The organism is Lactobacillus sp. UCMA15818 (genome assembly GCF_030400225.1).
Taxonomy (GTDB): domain Bacteria; phylum Bacillota; class Bacilli; order Lactobacillales; family Lactobacillaceae; genus Liquorilactobacillus.
Genome location: NZ_VJYB01000008.1, coordinates 1 through 21650, shown reverse-complemented (window position 1 = coordinate 21650; position 21650 = coordinate 1). Strand labels below are relative to the sequence as shown.

The 21650-nt window shown below is 36.3% G+C and carries 19 protein-coding genes; 17 read left to right on the top strand and 2 right to left on the bottom strand.

Annotated features, from left to right (window positions below; translation table 11 throughout):
* The 5 genes from FFX44_RS09365 to FFX44_RS09345 all read left to right on the top strand — a co-directional run bounded on the left by FFX44_RS09365 (position 1) and on the right by FFX44_RS09345 (position 4076).
* A complete protein-coding gene (locus tag FFX44_RS09365) occupies positions 1 to 1518 on the top strand; it encodes a DEAD/DEAH box helicase (protein WP_289980335.1) in 1518 nt (505 codons plus the stop codon).
* 338 nt (positions 1519 to 1856) lie between these two features.
* Positions 1857 to 2219: a holo-ACP synthase gene (gene acpS, locus FFX44_RS09360; protein ID WP_289980333.1), complete on the top strand. Its 363-nt coding sequence runs from the start codon at positions 1857 to 1859 to the stop codon at positions 2217 to 2219.
* Positions 2220 to 2239: 20 nt separating this feature from the next.
* Positions 2240 to 3361 carry an alanine racemase gene (gene alr / locus FFX44_RS09355; RefSeq protein WP_289980331.1) on the top strand — a complete coding sequence of 374 codons (1122 nt, stop codon included), beginning with the start codon at positions 2240 to 2242 and terminating at the stop codon, positions 3359 to 3361.
* A gap of 80 nt (positions 3362 to 3441) precedes the next feature.
* The gene (locus FFX44_RS09350) at positions 3442 to 3711 is read left to right on the top strand and encodes a hypothetical protein (protein WP_289980330.1); all 270 of its coding nucleotides are present in this window, start codon (positions 3442 to 3444) and stop codon (positions 3709 to 3711) included.
* Positions 3708 to 4076, top strand: a complete 369-nt coding sequence (locus tag FFX44_RS09345) for a type II toxin-antitoxin system PemK/MazF family toxin (protein WP_289980328.1) — start codon at positions 3708 to 3710, stop codon at positions 4074 to 4076. Before FFX44_RS09350 ends, FFX44_RS09345 begins: the two co-directional genes overlap by 4 nt.
* Positions 4077 to 4247: 171 nt before the next feature.
* On the opposite strand, the gene cbpA is transcribed toward FFX44_RS09345, so the two are convergent.
* Together cbpA and FFX44_RS09335 are read right to left on the bottom strand one after the other, a co-directional pair.
* A complete protein-coding gene (gene cbpA, locus FFX44_RS09340) occupies positions 4248 to 4883 on the bottom strand; it encodes a cyclic di-AMP binding protein CbpA (protein ID WP_289980327.1) in 636 nt (211 codons plus the stop codon).
* Positions 4884 to 5122: 239 nt separating this feature from the next.
* Entirely contained in the window at positions 5123 to 6085 is a 963-nt protein-coding gene (locus FFX44_RS09335; protein WP_289980326.1) for an L-lactate dehydrogenase, read from the bottom strand.
* A gap of 259 nt (positions 6086 to 6344) precedes the next feature.
* Here FFX44_RS09335 and pth point away from each other — a divergent pair, with 259 nt between their 5' ends.
* From pth to FFX44_RS09275, 12 genes are all read left to right on the top strand, one after another.
* Positions 6345 to 6908 (top strand): aminoacyl-tRNA hydrolase, encoded by a 564-nt coding sequence (pth, locus tag FFX44_RS09330; protein ID WP_289980324.1) that lies wholly within the window; start codon positions 6345 to 6347, stop codon positions 6906 to 6908.
* 24 nt (positions 6909 to 6932) lie between these two features.
* Positions 6933 to 10481 (top strand): transcription-repair coupling factor, encoded by a 3549-nt coding sequence (gene mfd / locus FFX44_RS09325; RefSeq protein ID WP_289980323.1) that lies wholly within the window; start codon positions 6933 to 6935, stop codon positions 10479 to 10481.
* Positions 10462 to 12036 carry a polysaccharide biosynthesis protein gene (locus tag FFX44_RS09320; RefSeq protein WP_289980321.1) on the top strand — a complete coding sequence of 525 codons (1575 nt, stop codon included), beginning with the start codon at positions 10462 to 10464 and terminating at the stop codon, positions 12034 to 12036. Before mfd ends, FFX44_RS09320 begins: the two co-directional genes overlap by 20 nt.
* Positions 12036 to 12305 carry an RNA-binding S4 domain-containing protein gene (locus FFX44_RS09315; RefSeq protein ID WP_289980320.1) on the top strand — a complete coding sequence of 90 codons (270 nt, stop codon included), beginning with the start codon at positions 12036 to 12038 and terminating at the stop codon, positions 12303 to 12305. The genes FFX44_RS09320 and FFX44_RS09315 overlap by 1 nt, the downstream gene beginning before the upstream one ends.
* 73 nt (positions 12306 to 12378) lie before the next feature.
* A complete protein-coding gene (locus FFX44_RS09310) occupies positions 12379 to 12768 on the top strand; it encodes a septum formation initiator family protein (RefSeq protein WP_289980318.1) in 390 nt (129 codons plus the stop codon).
* 82 nt (positions 12769 to 12850) lie between these two features.
* The gene (locus tag FFX44_RS09305) at positions 12851 to 13345 is read left to right on the top strand and encodes a S1 domain-containing RNA-binding protein (protein WP_289980316.1); all 495 of its coding nucleotides are present in this window, start codon (positions 12851 to 12853) and stop codon (positions 13343 to 13345) included.
* 58 nt (positions 13346 to 13403) lie between these two features.
* Positions 13404 to 14756, top strand: a complete 1353-nt coding sequence (gene tilS / locus FFX44_RS09300; protein WP_289980313.1) for a tRNA lysidine(34) synthetase TilS — start codon at positions 13404 to 13406, stop codon at positions 14754 to 14756.
* 14 nt (positions 14757 to 14770) lie between these two features.
* Positions 14771 to 15313 (top strand): hypoxanthine phosphoribosyltransferase, encoded by a 543-nt coding sequence (gene hpt, locus FFX44_RS09295; protein ID WP_289980311.1) that lies wholly within the window; start codon positions 14771 to 14773, stop codon positions 15311 to 15313.
* A gap of 84 nt (positions 15314 to 15397) precedes the next feature.
* Entirely contained in the window at positions 15398 to 17455 is a 2058-nt protein-coding gene (ftsH, locus tag FFX44_RS09290) for an ATP-dependent zinc metalloprotease FtsH (RefSeq protein ID WP_289980308.1), read from the top strand.
* Positions 17456 to 17560: 105 nt separating this feature from the next.
* A complete protein-coding gene (hslO, locus tag FFX44_RS09285; RefSeq protein WP_289980306.1) occupies positions 17561 to 18439 on the top strand; it encodes an Hsp33 family molecular chaperone HslO in 879 nt (292 codons plus the stop codon).
* 65 nt (positions 18440 to 18504) lie between these two features.
* On the top strand, positions 18505 to 20004 hold the full coding sequence (gene lysS / locus FFX44_RS09280) for a lysine--tRNA ligase (RefSeq protein ID WP_289980409.1): 1500 nt from the start codon (positions 18505 to 18507) through the stop codon (positions 20002 to 20004).
* A gap of 131 nt (positions 20005 to 20135) precedes the next feature.
* Entirely contained in the window at positions 20136 to 21389 is a 1254-nt protein-coding gene (locus tag FFX44_RS09275; protein WP_289980304.1) for an MFS transporter, read from the top strand.
* Positions 21390 to 21650: the final 261 nt, after the last annotated feature.

Below are 21650 nucleotides of genomic sequence, written 5' to 3'. Positions count from 1 at the left end.
TTGAAATTTACAGAACTTGGCCTTTCAGAAAACATCTTAAAGGCAATAAACCGTAGCGGGTTTGAGGAAGCAACACCTATCCAGGCAGAAACAATTCCATTGGTTTTAAAGGGTGGGGATGTTATTGGACAAGCTCAGACAGGTACAGGGAAAACTGCTGCTTTTGGATTGCCAATTTTAAATAAAATTGATACAAAGAAAAATGAAATACAGGCAGTAATTGTGTCGCCTACTCGTGAGTTGGCAATTCAAACACAAGAAGAGCTATATCGTCTAGGTCGTGATGAACATGCAAAGGTTCAAGTTGTATACGGTGGTGCGGATATTCGTCGCCAGATTAATTCATTAAAGAAGGCACCACAGATTTTGGTGGGAACACCTGGGCGTTTGTTGGATCATATTAGAAGAAGAACTGTCAAGCTTGACTCTGTCAATATGATGGTGCTTGATGAAGCCGATGAAATGCTTGATATGGGATTTGTAGAAGATATTGAGAGTATTATTAAGGCAATTCCTGAAAAACGTCAGACATTGCTATTTTCTGCAACTATGCCCACTGCAATCTTAAAAATTGGTGAAAGGTTTATGCAAAAGCCAAGTATTGTTAAGATTAAGGGCAAAGAATTAACTACTGACTTAGTAGATCAATATTATGTCCGTGCACGTGATTTTGAAAAGTTCGATGTAATGACGAAAATTTTTGATGTCCAAGCACCAGAGCTGACAATTGTGTTTGGTAGAACTAAGAGACGTGTTGATGAACTTTCAAAGGGATTGGAAGCTCGTGGCTACAATGCTAAGGGAATTCACGGAGACTTGTCACAACAACGTCGTATGAGTATTCTTAAGCAGTTCAAGGCAGGTAAGCTTGATATCCTAGTTGCTACTGATGTGGCAGCACGAGGTCTTGATATTTCTGGTGTTACTCATGTCTATAATTATGATATTCCACAAGACCCAGAGAGTTATGTCCATCGAATTGGCCGTACTGGTCGAGCAGGACATCATGGTGTTTCAGTTACTTTTGTCACACCAAATGAAATGGACTATTTACGCGTTATCGAGAATTTGACAAAGAAACGCATGGGAAACCTGAAGCCACCTACGGATCAAGAAGCATTCAATGGACAAATTACTTCGGCAATTGATGACATTGATGAACTTGTTAAGAAGACCGATGCAAAGAAGTTTGAAAAACAAATCAATGAGTTGTTAGCAAAATATGACACTCAAGATTTAGTTGCTGCATTGTTGAATGAAATGACAAAGGATGCTGCAGTTGAGGTTCCAGTTAAGATTACTCCTGAGCGACCATTACCAAGGCATAAGAAAGCATCTTCTAACCATTATGATCGTAATCGGAGAAGTGGTAAGGGCGGTTATCAAAGAAGAGAAAATAAATCAGGTAACCATAAGAGTAATAATGGGCGTAAACCAAAAAAAGATCAAAATCGAGATAAATTCAATCGAGATAGTAAAAAGAAAAGAAAATTTACTATTAGAACTAAGGAAGGCTAAGTAGTTCTTAGTTATAGTAGCCGTAATTATAGGGGAGTGTGCCATAAGTCGGGAAAATTTCTAGTTAGACGGAGAATTTTGACTTATGGAACACGTTTATCCGTAATAAATAGAGGGACTGGATCAAAAGTTAAATTTTGATCCAGCCCTTTTTTGTGTTCTTTGTAACTAATTTTGATTCAAATAGTTCATGCATAATTTATAGTAGTAAAATAAGATATAGTTCGAGGTGCATTAAGTAGATGTCTTCTTTTGTGCATCAAGAAGTTGTGGTAAGATAATTGACATAAAAAGCGGAAGAAGTAGGCTGTACAAAGATTGATAAAAGGATGAGTGGAGTGATTCAAGGAATTGGAATAGACATAACTGAGATTACTCGTATTCAGAAAGCTCAGGCGCGCCACCAAGGTTTTGCTGCCAAGATTTTGACTGCCGCAGAGCTCGAATGTTTTGAGAAGATGAGTAACCAGAGGAAAAATGAATATTTAGCTGGACGTTTTTCTGCTAAGGAGTCATATAGTAAGGCCTATGGAACAGGAATAGGGAAAAAAGTAGGATTCCAAGAAGTAGAAATTTTGAACGATCAAAAAAGTGGCAGACCAGTTGTTACAAAGCAGCCGTTAAGAAATGGGAAGGCACATATATCGATTTCACATACTGATAAGTTGGTAATGACAGAGGTTATTTTAGAAAGCAATTAATTGTAAGGGAAGTTATAAAAATGGTTGTAGGTATTCATCGAAAGACTTATGCAAAAGTTGATTTGAGTGCGATTAAACATAATATAGTGGTTGAAAAAAAGCAGTTAGCAAATAAACAAAATATTTTTGCTGTTGTTAAAGCAAATGCATATGGACACGGAATTATTGAAGTTGCGAAGGCTGCACATGAAGTTGGTGTTGCTGGGTATTGTGTTGCAATAATTGATGAAGCCTTGGCGTTGCGGAAAGCAGGCCTTAATGAACTGATTTTGGTACTCGGAGTTAATCCGTTTGAATACGCGTCGTTAATGGCGAAAAATAATATTTCAGCAACAGTCGGGGATATTGATTTTTTGAAGAAAGCGCAGGTTGTATTAAGCACTGAAAAGCAGCAATTATCTGTTCATCTAGCATTAGATACAGGGATGGGAAGAATTGGCTTTCGGACACAGAAAGAATTAAGGGAAGCAGCTGATTTTATAAAGCAACACTCTACAGAATTTAATTTTGAAGGTATCTTCACACACTTTTCAACGGCCGATTCTGGTGAAAAAGTGGCAGTTGATTATTATGAAAAGCAGATTGCTGAGTTCAATGAGCTTATTTCTTGTTTAGAGGAGCTGCCTGAATATGTGCATGTAGCGAATTCAGCAGCGTCAATCTGGCATAAGGAGTGTGGGGGTAATACAATTCGGTTTGGGATAACAATGTATGGTTTGAATCCTTCAAGCGATGAATTAAGTATTCCTTCTGAATTTAAACCAGCGATTAGTCTTTTGAGCGAGGTTGCGGCTATTAAGAAAATTAAGAAGAATGACTCGGTCGGATATGGTAAGACATATACTGCAAAAGAAGATGAATGGATTGCAACAATTCCGATTGGTTACGCAGATGGTTGGTTAAGAAAAATGCAAGGATTTAAAATATTGATTGCTGATCATTTTTGTGAAATTGTTGGTAGGGTTTGTATGGATCAAATCATGGTTAAAGTTCCTTGGAAAATGGCAGTGGGAACAACTGTAATTTTGATAGGAAAAAAAGGCCAAAAAGAAATCAGGGTACAAGACGTCGCAGATCAAGTTGGAACAATCCATTATGAGGTAACTTGTTTAATTTCGGAACGTGTTCCAAGAATATATTAAGAATAAACTAAGGTTTTAATGTTACATTAATATGAATTTGTGTTATTATTAATGGATAAAATATAGCTGGGGGTCACAAAATGGCATATCGATTTGAAAGTATGGCTGAGGAATTAAGTAGTGATAATAGTGAGCGAATTTCTGTTTATTGTGATTATTATTCCATTAATAGGAGAGACTTAGAAGAGGATACTGTTGTTGCCGAATATGTAGAGGCACATCGCTATATTTTAGATGAATTGATTAGTGGCTATAAGGAAATGGGACCGTTGAACAAGAAGATTTGTGACGAATTTATTGGATGTGATTGTGAAACGAAATACGAGAATAAAGATCGAGGGGTCATATGACAACTGACGAAGTTAAACGTGGTGATATTTTTTACGCGGATTTATCACCAGTGGTTGGTTCTGAGCAAGGTGGAATGCGTCCGGTTCTGATTGTTCAAAATAATATTGGTAATCGTTACAGCCCAACTGTCATTGTTGCTGCGATTACAGCAAAGATTCAAAAGCCCAAAATGCCAACACATGTAGGGCTAATTGCTGCTGAGGTTGGTATTGAAAAAGACTCAGTGGTGTTGTTGGAACAAATTAGAACAATCGATAAGCAGCGCTTGAAAGATAAAATCGCACATATTAGTGAAATAGAAATGAATGAGATTAATCTTGCACTAGATGTCAGTTTAGGACTGACAGACATACATAATAGGTAGCGTAGTAATTGTTCTTTATCTTTACTGATTAGGTAAGGAAGTTATAACATTGTATAAATAAAAAGAGGGCTAAGTCAAAAGTTAATTTTTGACTTACACCCTCTTTTTCTATAGTTAAAATTATTCGATTTAATTATGGTTACGGGTTATCCTCATACTAAGACTTATCTCTTAAGCCTGTAAATCTTCAATTTCCGAAACTTTAAAGCTTTTTCTTTCAAGGTTGGATATTATTTTTTCAAGTTTTGTAGGTGTTATACCAGCGGGCAAGGTAAATAATGTGCGGTGTACTAAGCCCTTATCTTCAACATCTAGAGTTATACAACTTGCAATCGCAGTATACTTTGTAATTATTTTAGACATTTCAACAAGATCACCACGTTCATCCGAAGAAATAACAGTCAATACATAACTTCCAATATTGATATTCCAAGATTGTGAGAGCATATTTAGTAAACTCGAATGGGTTAAAATGCCATAAAAAAGATTCTGTTCATCAAGAACGGTAATGTAAGGTAAATCTTTGATTGAGAAGAAAATATTAAAAAAAGCTGAGTCGAGTGTTACGAACTTTGTAGCATTTTTTAATAAATAAGTGACTGGGAGGCTCATATCGCCACCACGTGACTTGTGGCGATAGATGTGCATCTTATAAATATTTCCACGAAAAATTTGGCCTGTTTCGTCTAGAATTGGGACGCAACGATATCCTGAATTTTCCAAGATGTCTAAGGCCTGTTCTAGAGTAACATCTTCACGCACAGTTGTTAGATCTTTTTTTTGGTGTACCAAAGACTTAAATAGCATACAATAATTCCTCCATCGATTAAAAACTTCTAATCTATATTATCATAAAATGATATTGAAAGGAGAATTAAAGTGAAACTTTTTACAATTTATTCAGAATTATAATAATTAAAAGGTATTATTGAAGAGTAATAGAGAAAACTAAAAAGGTTAGGTAGGTGTAGGTAAAAAAAGATTGAAATCAAAACGAATGTTTTAATTCCAACCTTTACTAATATTAACTTTTAAATTATAAGTAATTACGCTTCAATTGTTTTAAGACCGTCTGTCAGAACTTTCTTAAGAGTTGTTGCTGAATCAGTCATCTTCTTGCTTTCTTCTTTATTAAGAGGAACTTCAAGAATCTTCGCAACGCCAAGTCCGTTGATGACAGCTGGTGTACCAATATAGATATCATTCAAGCCATATTGTCCATCCATGTATACTGAAACGGGAAGAACAGCATCTTCATCACGCAAGATAGCCTTAGAGATACGAGCCAACGCAGTAGCAACACCATAGAAGGTAGCACCCTTTTTGCTAATAATTGTGTATGCCTTATTACGAACATCATCTTCAATTTTAGCTAAGTCTTCTGCGGTTACTTTATTATTTTCAGCCCAATCTAGAACTGGAAGTCCACCGATTGTTGCTGCTGAGTAAGCTGCAAATTCAGAATCGCCATGTTCACCCATGATGTATGCATGAATTGAACGTGGGTCATTAACTTCAAATAATCCACCAAGAGCAACACGTAAACGAGAAGTATCAAGAGAAGTACCTGAACCAATTACCTTGTTTTTAGGGAAACCAGATAACTTCCAAGTAGCATATGTTAGGATATCAACTGGATTAGCAGCAACAAGGAAAATGCCATCAAAACCGGATTCAACGATTGGTTTAACAATGCTTGAAAGAATACGTAAGTTCTTATTAACCAAATCTAAACGGGTTTCACCTGGTTTTTGAGGAGCACCAGCTGTGATAACAACTAAATCAGCATCTTTACAATCTGAATATTCAGCAGAATAGATTTTCTTTGGATATGACAATGCTGTTGCATCAGCCAAATCAAGAGCATCACCTTCTGTACGTTCTTTCACAACATCAACAATACCGAATTCTTCGGCAACTCCTTGAAGAGCCATTGCGTAAGCATAGCTAGAACCAACGGCGCCGTCTCCGACTAAAATAACTTTTTGATGATTTTTATTTTCTGACACTATAATGCATTCCCTTCATTAGTGAAATTAGTAACACAACCATAGTATAGCACGTTTTTCTGAAAAATGTGAAGAGACTTTCAAACTTTTTTCAGAAGAACTTTATCAAATTATGGTATACTTTTAGGCGTAGCAGAATACTAAAACTAGCGGAACTGGCTGAGGTTCCGATTTTTTGATATTCTTGAAAATCAAGATAAGATTATTGAGAGTGCTTACAAAAAAATTTTCAAAAAAAATGATATGGAGTGTTTTTATAATGAAATTGATAGTTGGGTTAGGAAATGTTGGCAAAGAATATGATGGTACAAGACATAATGTGGGATTTATAGTTTTGGATGAATTAGCTAAAAGAGAAAAAATTTCTTTTAATAAAATCAAGAATGAGGCAAGTGTAACTTCTTTTGTGTCCAATAGTGAAAAAATAATTTTGGCGAAACCACTTACCTACATGAATGAGTCGGGTAGAAGTGTGCGACCTTTGATGGATTTTTACAAAATTCCAGTGGAAGATGTAGTTGTTATACATGATGATCTGGATTTACCAGTAGGACACTTGAGATTGCGCCAAACCGGTTCTGCTGGTGGACATAATGGAATCAAAAGCTTGATTTCACATCTAGGCACGCAGAAATTCAAACGTATGAGAATAGGAATTGATCATCCACAACGGATGAGTGTTGTCGATTGGGTTCTATCAAGATTTACCAAAGAGCAGCAGCTGCAATTAGAGAATGGAGTTGACCAAGCACTTGATGCTCTGGATAATTGGATTAACACTGATGACTTTATGGGAACAATGAATAAGTATAATCATAGGTAAACAATTTTTGGGGGTTTTAAAAAAATGAAGTTACAAGAAATATTTACGGAGATTCCTGAATTAGATATCTTTTTGAAGAATCTAGATGAGGGAAAAGGGCAAAGAAACCTTTTGACAGGTTTAATTGCATCCGCAAAGCCTTTATTTCTGGCAGAATTATTAAAAAAGAGAGGGGAAAATATACTTTTTGTGACTGATTCCTTGCACCACGCACAACAATTAGAAAGGGAGTTGTTGGGCTACGTAGACAAAGAGCAAGTCTTTTTATTTGCAGTGGACGAGGCAATGGCAGCTGAGGTCGCGATTAGCTCACCCGAATATCGTAGCGAAAGAATCAAAGCTTTGACAGCACTACAGGAACATGAGCTACCCAAAATTGTTATTACTTCGACAAGAGGTTTAAAAAGTATTGTACCACTACCAAGTGTGTGGAAAAATGCAAAGGTCAATCTAACAATTGGTAATGATATTGAACAGAGACGTTTAATTGATAACTTAGCTGAATTAGGTTATCAACGAACTAAGTTAATTGAAAAGATCGGTGATTTTGCAGTTAGAGGATCAATTGTTGATGTCTTCCCAGCAAATATTGTTAATCCTATTCGAATCGACTTATTTGACACTGAAATCGATTCTTTGCGTGAATTTGATATGAATACGCAAAGAAGCATTGAGAATATAAAACATGTTGAGATTTTACCCGCTACAGATGTGCTAATTTCAAAAGAACAAATAAAAAAAGCAACTGAAAATATAAGTACGGCTTTGAACGGCGAAAAAAAAATATTGAAGAATAAAGATAGTTACAGCAAGCTGTCCGAAACGATTGAAGATCTGCTCAAAAGAATTAAGGAGAGAAAGCTTTTATCTAGTGATGCTGCATTTTTAGACAAAATAACAAATGGAAAAACAAATATTACAGATTATTTGGCAGAAGATGACTTGCTCATCATGGATGATTACCCAAGACTACTGGATACTGAGAAGATACTGGAAGACGATGATGCAAATTGGAAGTTATCTCAAGTAGAAATGGGTAAAATCTTTTCAGATGAGTATCTCGGTGAATCAATCAGAAAAATTGTAAAAAAAATTAAGCAGAAAAGCTTATTTTTATCGATTTTTGAAAAAGGAATGGGTCAGCTTCTTTTTAATCAGAAGCTTGATTTAAAAGTTAGAGGAATGCAAAACTTTTTTGGACAGATGCCGCTTCTTAAAACAGAAATTGATAGATGGTCTAGCCAAAAACAAACAGTTGTAATTTCAATCTCAGACAAGGAAAGACTTGACAAGATAGCAGCAACGCTAGAAAATTTTGAGATAAGAGCATTAATTGTGTCAGATGGCAAAATAAAAAGCGGACAAACGCAGCTGATATTAGCTAATTTAGCTACAGGTTTCGAATTGCCACAAGAACACCTAGTTGTAATCACGGAAAATGAGCTATTTAATAAGTTACCTAAAAGAAGAGTTTCTAAACGGCAGACGATGGAGAATTCTGAAAGATTAAAGAGTTACACAGAACTAAAAGAAGGTGACTATGTTGTTCATATTAACCATGGAATTGGTAAATATATTGGTATGAGAACAATGGAGGTAGAAAAAAAACATCAGGATTATTTGACAATAGTGTACCGAGATGATGCTAAATTATTTCTCCCAGTCACTCAAATTGATAGAATTCAAAAGTATGTTTCAGGAGAATCTAAAGCCCCACACATCAATAAATTAGGTGGCTCAGAATGGAAAAAAACGAAAAGCAGTGTTGCCTCTAAGATAGAGGATATTGCTGATGAGTTAGTTGAGCTATACGCAAAAAGGGAAATGGAACAGGGATTTGCTTTTTCAGCGGATAATGAATATCAAAAGGAATTTGAGGATGGATTTTCATATTCAGAGACGCCAGATCAATTACGAAGCAGTGCAGAGATTAAACGTGATATGGAAAGAAAGGTACCGATGGATCGTTTGTTGATTGGAGATGTTGGCTATGGGAAAACCGAGGTGGCACTCAGAGCGGCTTTTAAAGCAATTCAGGACCAGAAACAGGTTGCTTTTTTGGCACCTACAACGGTACTTGCACAGCAACATTATGAAACAATGGTGAATCGTTTTGGTGATTTTCCAGTGCAAAGTGCTGTTTTATCACGTTTTCAAACAAGAAAACAGGTAAAGCAGACAATTAGTGATTTAAAGCATGGGGTGATTGATATTGTAGTTGGGACCCATAGGTTACTGTCTAATGATATCAAATTTGCTGATTTGGGACTCCTGATTATTGATGAAGAACAACGCTTTGGAGTCAAACACAAGGAAAAATTGAAACAATTGCGTTCGCAAGTTGATGTTTTAACGCTGACGGCAACACCTATTCCGAGAACCTTGAACATGTCAATGCTTGGTGTTAGGGATTTATCTGTAATTGAAACTGCACCGATGAATAGATATCCAATTCAGACTTATGTAATGGAACAAAATTACGGAACTGTAGCGGATGCCATTTCCCGGGAAATGGCTAGAGGAGGTCAAACCTTTTATCTGCACAATCGAGTTGCCGATATTGAAAAAACTGTGGCTGAGATTAAAGCCTTTGTTCCAGAAGCGCAAGTCGCCTATATTCATGGGCAAATGACTGAACTGCAGTTGGAACGGATACTGGTTGACTTTATTGCTGGAGAATATGATGTATTGGTAACTACGACAATTATCGAAACTGGAGTTGATATTCCTAATGTGAACACTCTGATTGTAGAAAATGCGGATAAGATGGGGCTTTCGCAGTTATATCAACTTCGTGGGCGAGTTGGACGAAGCAATCGAGTTGCGTACGCGTATTTTATGTATCAAGAGAATAAAGTACTTACTGAAATTAGTGAAAAAAGATTAGAAGCAATTAAAAACTTTACCGAATTGGGCTCAGGTTTTAAAATTGCAATGCGTGATTTATCAATTAGGGGCGCAGGAAATCTTCTGGGTAAGCAACAACATGGCTTTATAGATTCGGTAGGGTATGATTTGTATACTCAAATGCTGAAAGAAGCAGTTGCTCGGAAAAGAGGGGTTGGCGAAATTAAAAAGACAGATGCCGAACTTAAAATCGGTATTGAAGCATATTTGCCATCAAGTTATGTTGAAGATCAGCGACAAAAAATAGAATTATATAAGCGAATCAGACAAATCGAAAATGAGGAACAATTCTTTGAAATTCAAGAAGATTTGCTTGATCGTTTTGGTGAATATCCGAGTGAAGTCGATAATTTGTTACAATTAGGGCTGTTGAAGATGTATGCTGATATGGCACTTGTTGAGGTAATTGATTATGAGAAAAAGAAAATTAATGTGATCTTTAGTGAGGATGCCTTTGAATTTTATAGCGCTGAAGATTATCTAGAAATTATTGCTAAAATTAATTTGAAAGCGATCTTAAAATCTGAGCAGAAAAGAATGAAAATTAGCATAGCATTGCAACCTGCAAGTAAATTTGCAAAGAATATTGCAGATATGACAGAAATGTTTAAAAAACTAAGTAAAAAAATAAAAAAGGTAAAAGAACATGAAAAACAAAACAGCTAATTTCGCACTTAAAGGTGCAACCACACTGACAGTGGCTGCCTTGGTTGGTAAAATATTAAGTGCAATCTATCGTGTTCCTTTTCAAAACTTGGTCGGAAACAAGGGGTTTTATATTTACCAGCAAATCTATCCAATATATGGAATTGCTATGACAATCGGTCTTACCGGATTTCCAGTCTATATTTCTAAGATAATTGCAAGAGAAACGGAGCAAGTTAAGAAAAAACAGCAAGCAGTTATTCTGTTAGATATACTCTTCTTTTTTGGAATAGTAATTTTTGCATTTCTTTATATAGGAGCAGCTGAAATTGCCTATTTGATGGGAGACAACAGGCTAGTTGAATTAATAAAAGGTGTATCATGGCTGTATTTGCTGGTACCATTGCTTGCCGTTGCAAGAGGCTACAATCAAGGAATGCAGGAGATGACACCAACCGCACTTTCACAATTGGTTGAGCAAGTGGCCCGAATATGTATAATCATCGTAGTTGCACTTTTTGGGACTTCACATAGTTGGTCACTTTATCGGATTGGAAGTTATGCTTTTTTAGGTTCCATAATAGGAGCAGTCTGTGCTTTGTGTTTTTTTATCAGCTTTTTTAAAAAAATTATAAAGTTCCAGCGTAAGCAAAATTTTGCGTTAATCATCCCAACCTTAAAAGGATTGTTTTCGGAGGGATTAATAATTTGTTTTTTTGCAGGAATTCTAGTATTGCTACAGTTGATTGACTCTTTCACGTTAAAAAAAGCTTTACAGGTTGCTGGATATTCGGTGCAGAATGCTGAAAATCTGAAAGGTGTCTATGATCGCTCACAAACATTTCTTCAACTGGGATTAGTTGTTTCAACCAGTTTTTCGGCTAGTTTATTGCCAATGTTAATTAAGAATCAGGTGGAAAAAGATAAATTGAAATTTGAACAAAATACACGGTTGATTTATCGAATTTGTATCTGGATGTCAATGGCTGTGACTTGGGGACTGATAATTTTGATGCCAAGTCTCAACAAGGCACTTTTTTCCTCTGTACAAGGCAGTGTTGCAATAAGTATTAGTATGTTGACGATTATTTTTGCAGGCGTTATTTTATTAGATAATTCAATATTGCAAAGTACAAATAACTATAAAAAAAATATTGGTGTGTTAGTATCAATAATAGTAATTAAATTTTTAACGAATTATCAATTTACGCTGTATTTAGGAATTGTTGGAGCTGCACTTTCTAGTGTGTTGAGTATGGCAATTGGAACATTTTTATCTGAGATGTCATTGAAGAAAATTGGTCTTAGCCGAAAATTGAGCAGACGTTTTGTGAAGAAAATCGTTGTGTGCTCCGTAATAATGGTCAGCGTAGTCTTTTGCATACTCAGGGTGACTAATTCGCTTGAAACTTCGCGAATAGGTAGTTTTATCCAGTGTATTATTGGAGTTCCAGTAGGAGCAGTTTTTTATGTGGGCTCGGCTAGATATGGCAACTTATTCAGCGATAAGGAATGGAAAAGCATTCCTGGTGGAGAATATGTTTTGAAAATTTTCAAAAAAAGGATGGATAAATAATGAGATTAGACAAGTTTTTAAAAGTTTCACGTATTATAAAAAGGAGAACTGTGGCGAAAGAAATTGCAGATAAAGGCAGAATTACAATTGACGGTAAAGTAGCTAAGTCCTCAACGGATGTAGCTGTCGGGAACAAGTTGGTTATTTCTTTTGGCAATAAGACATTGAGTGTGTTGGTAACCTCTTTGAAAGAAACAGTGAAAAAGGATGAAGCAACAGAGCTATACGAAATTATTGCGGAAGACTTTAAAGAAAACTTCAATAAGTAAATTAATAGACTTTGAGGAATTAAAATTGCTATAATAATGAAGTAGTAATGCTAGGAAAGGGGTAGCTTTTGAGATGGCAGCAGGTCAAAAAATCAGAACATTAAATAATTCTTTTTATCGTGCTAACGAGGAAAAACAAAGAAAAAGTGATTATCAAAAACGGGTCAGGCGAGTTCATAAAAAGCGGTTCATTATAGCTACCCTAGCATTCTTTTTAATAGTCGCTTTTTTTGGCTATCAGATTGTAAATACAAAATTATTAACAAGTAATTTATACCAGCAAATCAATACATCACAAAAAAAACTCAATAGTGTCAAAAATCAAAGGGCAGATCTGAAAGAAAAGGTAAAACAGCTAAATAGCGAAGATTACCTTGAAAAGATAATCAGGGAGAAATATTATTATTCAAAAGATGGTGAAACGATTTATAGTTTACCAAATAGCAGCTTGGGACAAAAATAATTTGATAGTCTTTAATCTATTGCATACCAGCTTTTGCATGTTATACTAAGATGTATATAGTTTAAGGAGGAGCAGCATTTTTATGTCAATTGAAGTGGGAGCTAAAGTTACAGGCAAGGTTTCAGGGATAACGAATTTCGGTGCATTTGTTGATTTGGGCGACAAAAAGAATGGGTTAGTCCATATCAGTGAAGTATCTGACGGATATGTCAAGGACATTCACGATGTTTTGAGCATCGGTGATGAGGTTACAGTCAAAGTTTTGTCAATTGCTGAAGATGGAAAGATCAGTCTCTCAATTCGAAAAGCAGTTGCTCCTCATCGAGAGAATACACATACTAATCGAACAGAACGTGGAAATAATTATCATTCCGGTGGAACAGATGTGAAGACGCATAATCATAGCGGGCAACGGCAAGGTTATAAAAAAACAGAATATAAAAAAGTAAATGAAGCTAAGAAGACGGATTTTGATTCATTACTATCAGGTTTTTTGAAGGATAGCGAAGTTCGCTTGACATCATTAAAACGAAATACAGAAGGTAAGCGTGGTGGTCGTGGTGGCCGTCGCAGTTAAATCAAATAAATTCGATTGTTGTCGTAAGCAGCAGTCGTTTTTTTGGTAGGTCGGGGATATGGAAAATTTAGCACAAAGTTTTTTTTATAACTTTAGAAAATATTGTTCTAATCAAAGAGTGCTGGTAGCTGTATCAACAGGTGTTGATTCAATGGTATTGCTTGATTTATTAAGTGGACTACCAGAAAGTGTTAGACCTGTTATCGAAGTAGCTTATGTAGATCACAAGTTAAGACAAGAAAGCCAAGCTGAGACAAGCTTTATCAGAAATTTTTGCAAGAAACGGCATATTAAGCTTCATTGCAGGGAATGGGAGACCGAAATACATCCTAATGTTGGGATAGAGTCAGCTGCAAGGACCTTCAGGTATAAATTTTTTGCAGATATCATGGAGAAAACAGGAATTAAAACCTTATTAACGGCGCATCATGCAGATGATCAGGCAGAAACTTTTCTGATGAAGCTTGTAAGAGGAGGCAATATTCAGCAATTACAAGGAATTAGAGTCACTAGAAGATTTGCAGATGGATATTTGGTCAGGCTTTTATTGAATTATTCAAAAGATGAAATTCGTGAATATGCACGAAAAAGAGACCTTATTTACTTCGAAGATGCAACCAATCGTTCAAATGATTATTTAAGAAATAGAGTTAGACATTTGCTTGTTCCTAAAATGAAAGATGAAAATTCCAAGTTTTTAGAACATGTACAATCCTATGAGCATCAGCTTTCGCTTTTATTGTGTGCAACTGAAGAACAGGTAGATAATTATTTAGTAGAGATGCAGATAAATGAAACTGCTTTTTCAGTTGATTTCTGGTTGTCATTGAGCAAGAGTTGGAGAACTTTGGTAATAAGGAAGTTGCTTGAAAAATATTCAAGAAAACTGAATGAAGACAGCTTGAACCAAATTGAAAGCTTCCTAGGTAATTCTCAAAAGCCACAAGGGTCAATTAAAATTGGGATGCATGAGTTTTTAATAAAAAAATACAATTTATTTTATTTTGATAATAAATATCAAATTAAAGATGAAATTCAGAACAAATATAGGTTAAAATTAGATACGTGGGTATTTCTTAACGAAAAAGAAGAGATAGGAGTTTTTTTTAATAAGAAACCAGAAATTCTAGCAACTGATCAAGTCTTTTATTTTTCAGATTCACAATTACTTCCTTTAACAATTAGACATCGTAATCAGGGAGATCGAATTCATACTAAGGTCGGAACACAGAAACTAAAAAAAATCTTGATTGATGACAAAATTCCGCAAGATATTCGTGCAAAAATATGGATAGTTGTTACTACAGAAAATTTGGTCTTGTGGTTGCCGAGTGTTAAAAGATCAGATTTGTCAGAAAGTCCTGTAAATGATAAAATGCAATACATGATAATTTTTAGGAATAAAGTCTAGGAATGAGGTTGAATATGAACGAGGATATCAGAGAGATTCTCTACAGTAAGGAGCAAATAGAAGAGATCTCAAAGAGCATTGGAGCACAATTGACTATCGATTATGCAGATAAGAAACCTTTAGTTATTTGCGTACTGAAGGGTGCTATTTTGTTTATGGCAGATATCATTAGAAAAATTGATACATACGCCGAAATTGATTTTATGGATGTTTCAAGTTATGGTGATGCAACTGTTTCGTCAGGAGAAGTCAAAATAATTAAGGATTTAGATGTTCCAGTTGAAGGCCGAGATATTTTGATTATTGAAGACATCATTGATACTGGGAAGACCTTACAACGCATAGTTAGTCTTTTAAAACACCGCAAAGCACAATCTGTAAAAATTTGCACACTGTTGGATAAACCTGAACGAAGAGTAGAAGGCGTTGTTCCAGATTATGTGGGTTTTCAAGTGCCAAATGAGTTCGTGGTCGGGTATGGACTTGATTACCAAGGAATGTATCGTAACCTTCCATATGTTGGTATTTTAAAAACAGAAATTTATGAGAATAATTAATGGTCAATAATAGTCAAGTGTGTTATGATTTATGCGCTACCTGTTTGACCGTAGCAATCTGTGTAGTAAACGAGGAGGAAGCAGATGAACAATAACAAGAATGGGCTCTTTAGAAATAGTCTATTTTATATTGTGATTTTCCTTGGGGTAATGGGAATGTTGTACTACTTTTTTGGTGGTAAAACAAGTTCTCAATCTCAACAAATCCAATCAAGCCAATTTATTAGTGAGTTAAAGAAGGATAATGTTAAAGATTTCACAACGCAACCTTCTGGAAGTACTTATAAAATTACAGGGGACTATAAAAAGTCACGTAAAGTTAAAGAATCAACAGGTCTAGGAAGTTTTACTTCTGGAAGTAGTAAGGTGACTTCATTTTCAACTAATGTGCTGACTAATGATGTTGCTGTCAAACAGATTCAACAGTATGCTGAAAAAAATAACGTGAAGAATGGTACTAAAGAAGAAGAGTCTAGTAGTCTATGGTTACAATTACTGATTTACTTGTTACCAGTGGTCTTCTTTGTGTTCTTTTTCTACATGATGATGGGGCAAGCAGGACAGGGCGGCGGTAATGGTCGTGTCATGAATTTTGGTAAATCAAAGGCTAAACCAGTAGACAAGAAGGCTAACAAAGTACGTTTTTCCGATGTTGCTGGTGCGGAAGAGGAGAAACAGGAACTTGTTGAAGTTGTTGAATTCTTAAGAGATCCTCATAAGTTTCTCTCGTTAGGGGCTAGGATCCCTTCAGGGGTTCTACTTGAAGGACCTCCTGGAACAGGTAAGACATTACTTGCAAAGGCTGTTGCCGGTGAAGCTGGCGTGCCATTTTTCTCTATCTCAGGTTCTGATTTCGTAGAGATGTTTGTTGGTGTCGGGGCAAGTCGTGTTCGTGATTTATTTGAAAACGCGAAAAAGAATGCACCATCAATCATTTTTATTGATGAAATTGATGCTGTTGGTCGTCAACGTGGCAGTGGTATGGGCGGCGGACATGACGAACGTGAACAAACGCTTAATCAATTATTGGTTGAGATGGATGGTTTTGAAGACGATGAGAGTGTAATTGTTATGGCAGCAACAAACCGTTCAGATGTTTTGGATCCTGCGCTATTAAGACCAGGTCGTTTTGATCGTAAGATTTTAGTCGGTCGTCCTGATGTTAAGGAACGTGAAGCTATCTTGAAGGTGCATGCTAAGAATAAGCCGTTAGCAAATGATGTTGACTTAAAGATGGTCTCTAAGCAGACACCTGGATTTGTTGGTGCTGATTTAGAGAACTTGCTTAATGAAGCAGCTCTTTTGGCTGCTCGCCGTGATAAAAAGCAAATCGATGCATCAGATATTGATGAGGCAGAAGACCGTGTTATTGCTGGCCCTGCTAAGAGAGATCGTGTAGTTAGCAAGAAGGAAAGAGAAACAGTTGCTTATCATGAAGCAGGGCATACTGTCGTTGGCCTAGTTCTCAATGAAGCACGAGTCGTTCATAAAGTTACAATCGTACCTCGTGGTCGTGCTGGTGGATATGCAATTATGCTTCCAAAAGAAGACCAAATGTTGCTTTCAAAGCACGATATGAAGGAGCAAATTGCTGGTTTAATGGGAGGCCGTGCTGCTGAAGAAACCGTTTATGGTGAGCAGTCATCCGGTGCTTCAAACGATTTCCAGCAGGCAACGCAGCTTGCTAGAGCCATGGTTACCGAATATGGGATGAGTGAGAAACTTGGTCCTGTCCAATATGAGGGACAAAGTAATGTATTTGCTGGTGGCGGAATGGCTGGACAACCAAGCTATTCTGGACAAACAGCCAATTTGATTGATGATGAGGTTAAAGCTTTACTGAATGAGGGAATGACTTCAGCCAAGCAGATTATTGGAGAACATCGTGGGCAGCATAAGATAATTGCTGAAGCTTTGCTTGAATATGAGACACTTGATGAGAAACAAATTCTAAGCTTATTTGAGACGGGTGAGATGCCATTTAAGAAGAATACAGAATTTCCTAGTGAAAAAGCTGCAACTTTTGAAGAATCAAAAGAGGCTCTGAAACGAAAAGAAGAAGAAAAACAGCGGGAAAATGAAAGAACGGGCGCTGAAGATTTAACCAAGACTATAACATTTTACCCAAAGGATAAATCTTAATAATAGAAACAGTTTTTTATGTAAGAACGGATGATTTTATATTGAAATCATCTGTTTTTTATTGCTATTATGGAGTTAACATATTAGTTTGAGGAGAAAAAAAGAATGACTGATTATTTGATAAAAGCATTGGCTTACAATGGTCAATTAAGAGTTTATGCTATTGACACAACAGAAACTGTTAGAAAAGCACAGAGAATACATGACACATGGAGTGCTGCTACAGCTGCATTTGGCAGGGCAATTACAGCTACTAGCTTACTTAGTCAATCGTTATTAAAAGGCGGTAATAAAATGACTGTGAAAATTATGGGAAATGGACCAACAGGAACAATTGTGATTGATGGTACGGCAAGTGGTGATGTGAAGGGGTATTTGAAGGAACCTCATGTTCATTTACCGTTGAATAAACAACAAAAGATTGATGTTAAGGGAGCAGTTGGGAGCAGCGGTTTATTAGAAATTACGAAGGATCTCGGACTTAAAATGCCTTTTACTGGACAGGTTCCGCTTGTTTCTGGAGAATTAGGTGAAGATTTTACCTACTATATGGCAAAGTCTGAACAAATTCCTTCTTCAATTGGAGTCTCAGTCTTTGTTAATAATGATAATTCAGTTAGAACTGCTGGAGGTTTTATGGTTCAGGCAATGCCTGATGCCGATGAAGCAGTTTTAGCAGAAGTTGAGCAGAATATCGCCAATTTACCAGCAATTTCAGTGATGATGGCGAAAAAAACTATACCAGAGGAAATAATTTATCGAATTTGTGGACAAAAAAATACACAAATTTTGGATAAAGTTGAAATTAGTTATAGATGTGATTGTTCGAAAGAACGGTTTGCAAAATCACTTGCAAGTATTTCACCAGCTGATTTAAAATTAATAATTGAAGAAGATCATGGTGCTGAAGTAATCTGCCATTTCTGCAAAAAAAAATATGTTTTTACAGAAGCTGAGTTAGAGAGACTGGTAAAAGATATTTAAAATTAGATTTGCTTTTTATGCCATAATTGGGCAATATATAAGGTGAGTAATTTTTTGGAGGGATAATCTTGGTTAAGGAACAAAATATGAACGATCAGCTGAAGGTTCGGCGTGAAAAGATGGATGAATTACGTGCGGAGGGAATTGATCCATTTGGTCATCGTTTTGAGCGAACAGCAATGACTATGGAACTACATGATCAATATGATGCAAAAACAAAAGAAGAGTTGGATGGTTTAGGAATTGAGGCAACGATTGCGGGAAGAATGGTTGCAAAGCGAGGAAAAGGTAAAGTTGGCTTTGCTGATATTCAAGATAAAGATGGTCGCTTGCAATTATATGTTCGTAAAGATGTTGTTGGCGAAGAAAAGTATCATATTTTCAAGCGATCTGATTTAGGAGATCATTTAGGTCTTACTGGAGAAGTAATTAAGACAGATATGGGGGAATTAACACTAAAAGTTACCGATATCACTTTTTTATCAAAAGCGCTTCGACCATTACCAGACAAGTTTCATGGCTTACAAAATGTTGAACAAATTTATCGTCAACGTTATTTAGATTTGATTTCAAATCGCGATAGTTTTGAGCGCTTTATGAAGAGAAGCAAGATTATCACGGCAATTAGGCGCTACCTTGACGATAATAATTTTACTGAAGTTGAAACACCGGTTTTGCATAATCAAGCTGGCGGTGCTGCTGCACGTCCGTTTATTACACATCATAATGCATTAGATATTTCACTTTATCTTAGGATTGCACTTGAGTTGCATCTAAAACGATTGATTGTTGGTGGAATGGAACGTGTTTATGAAATAGGTCGTGTATTTAGAAATGAAGGAATTGATACAAAACATAATCCTGAATTTACGATGTTAGAATCATATGCTGCTTACTTTGACTTTACAGATGTTATGGATGAAACTGAAGGAATATTTAAAGCTGCGGCAAAAGTAGTGACAAATGATGGGGTTGTTGAATATCAGGGGGAAAAAGTTGATTTTAACAAACCGTTTAAGCGTGTTCACATGGTGGACGCAATCAAAGAGAAAACTGGTGTTGATTTCTGGCAAGAAATGTCAATTGAGCAAGCTAGACAGATTGCCAATGAAAAAGGAGTCCACTATGAAATGTATTGGAAAGTTGGACATATTATTAATGAATTCTTCGAGACTTTTTGTGAAGATAAAATAGTTGACCCTACTTTTATATATGGTCACCCAGTTGAGGTTTCACCACTAGCTAAAAAGAATGCAAAGGATGCTAGATTTACGGACCGTTTTGAGATGTTCATTCTTGGAAATGAGTATGCAAATGCTTTTACTGAATTAAACGATCCTATAGACCAAAGAAGCCGTTTTGAAGCTCAGGTTAAAGAACGCGAGGCTGGCAACGATGAGGCTGAGGGAATTGATGAAGATTATGTTGAAGCATTAGAATATGGGATGCCGCCAACCGGAGGATTAGGGGTAGGTATTGATCGATTGGTAATGTTGATGACAGATGCGCCTTCCATTCGTGATGTCTTGCTTTTCCCAACTCTAAGAATGGATGAAAGTAAATAATAACTAGCTAATAGTCAACCTGATGAATTTAACAAAGTTACTATAATATTAAAGAAAAAGGTCGAATAAAACTTCGGCTTTTTTGTTACTTCTGAATTTAAAATCTAAATGAAACATGATCGAAAGCTGGCGTGCACATGAATGTTTTACGTAGTACTTTTTCATCACTTCAAAATAGAAACTTTCGTTACTTCTGGTTTGGTCAATGTATTTCCGTCATGGGAACCTGGATTCAGCGAACGGCACAAACGTGGTTGGTCTACCAAATGACAGGCTCGGCATTTCTCGTGGGCATTCTGACGGCTTGTCAATTCGTACCGATTCTTCTGTTGACATTGATAGCGGGAACTGTCATCGATCGTTGCCCAAAGAAACGAATCTTACTGTTGACTCAGTTTGGTTTTTTATTACTCGGGTTAGCTATGACGATTCTTGTTTATACCAGACTTGTTCAATACTGGGAAGTTCTGGTAATCGCAATTTTGTATGGAATTCTCCAAAGCTTTGATACTCCAACCCGTCAGTCCTACGTTGTTGAACTCGTTGGTCAAAAGGACTTAATGAATGGAATATCCTTGAATTCAACGTTGTTCAACATAGCTAAGATTGTTGGCCCTTCCCTTGCTGGAATTCTTATGGCACAATTCAGTGTGGCGTTTTGCTTTCTTGTTAATACTATCAGCTATTTGGCTGTGCTACTTGGGTTATTCTTGATTCACCAGAATAATATACTGATAACTGACTCTCAACGAAGAATTTGGTCAGATATTAAGTATGGTTTGAGTTACATTGGGCACCAACCTAATATTCGTTTGAGCGCTGAATTGATGTTGGTGGTTTCTACGCTAAACTTTAACAACAACGTGATTATCCCAATTTTTGCTAGAACAGTGTTGCACTCTGGTGCACAGGTTTACGCAAATTTGCTTTCCGCAAGCGGAATCGGCTCACTGATTGCAGCATTTTTGATGAGTTACCTATCGCGCTTTGGTCTACAACGTAATATCTATCTATTTGTGACAGCTGGAACTGTTATTTTGCAAACACTGATGTTGTTTGTGCATGTATACTGGCTTGCCATGTTGGCTATGATTGGTGTTGGTTTCTGTAATATGATCTTCTTGAATCAATCTAATGCTTCATTTCAATATAGTATCCCAGACAATCTGCGTGGACGGGTTATGAGTGTCTATGTTTTACTTAATCAAGGAACAACGCCAATCGGCAGTGTTTTCGCCGGTGGTGTCATGGACGTTGCAGGTGGAATCTGGGGTTTTCCAGCCTGTGGTATTTTAGCCGTTATGCTACTTATTCCAGTGGCTTTTAGTCAGCGAAAATTGATTGGTGAGTGGATACATGGAGCATCAGAGGAAGAAAAAATTTAGCTTTTCATGATCTATTTGAATTATTTTTGGGATATTGTATGCGTTGTTTAAAACTATGCGGAATTCTAAATTGTAATTTTAAAAAAAGGTTTGACAGTTATTGTTAAACATGATATTATTTAAAAGTTGTGTTGAGCAATTATGTAGACCTTTGAAAACTGAACAAAGTTTCGACAAATCAAATGTGTAGGGTCTCTTGTTTAGTACAAGAGCAAACATTTGCGAAGTCAATTCGCTAGTAAATAATTAAGTAAAGAGTCA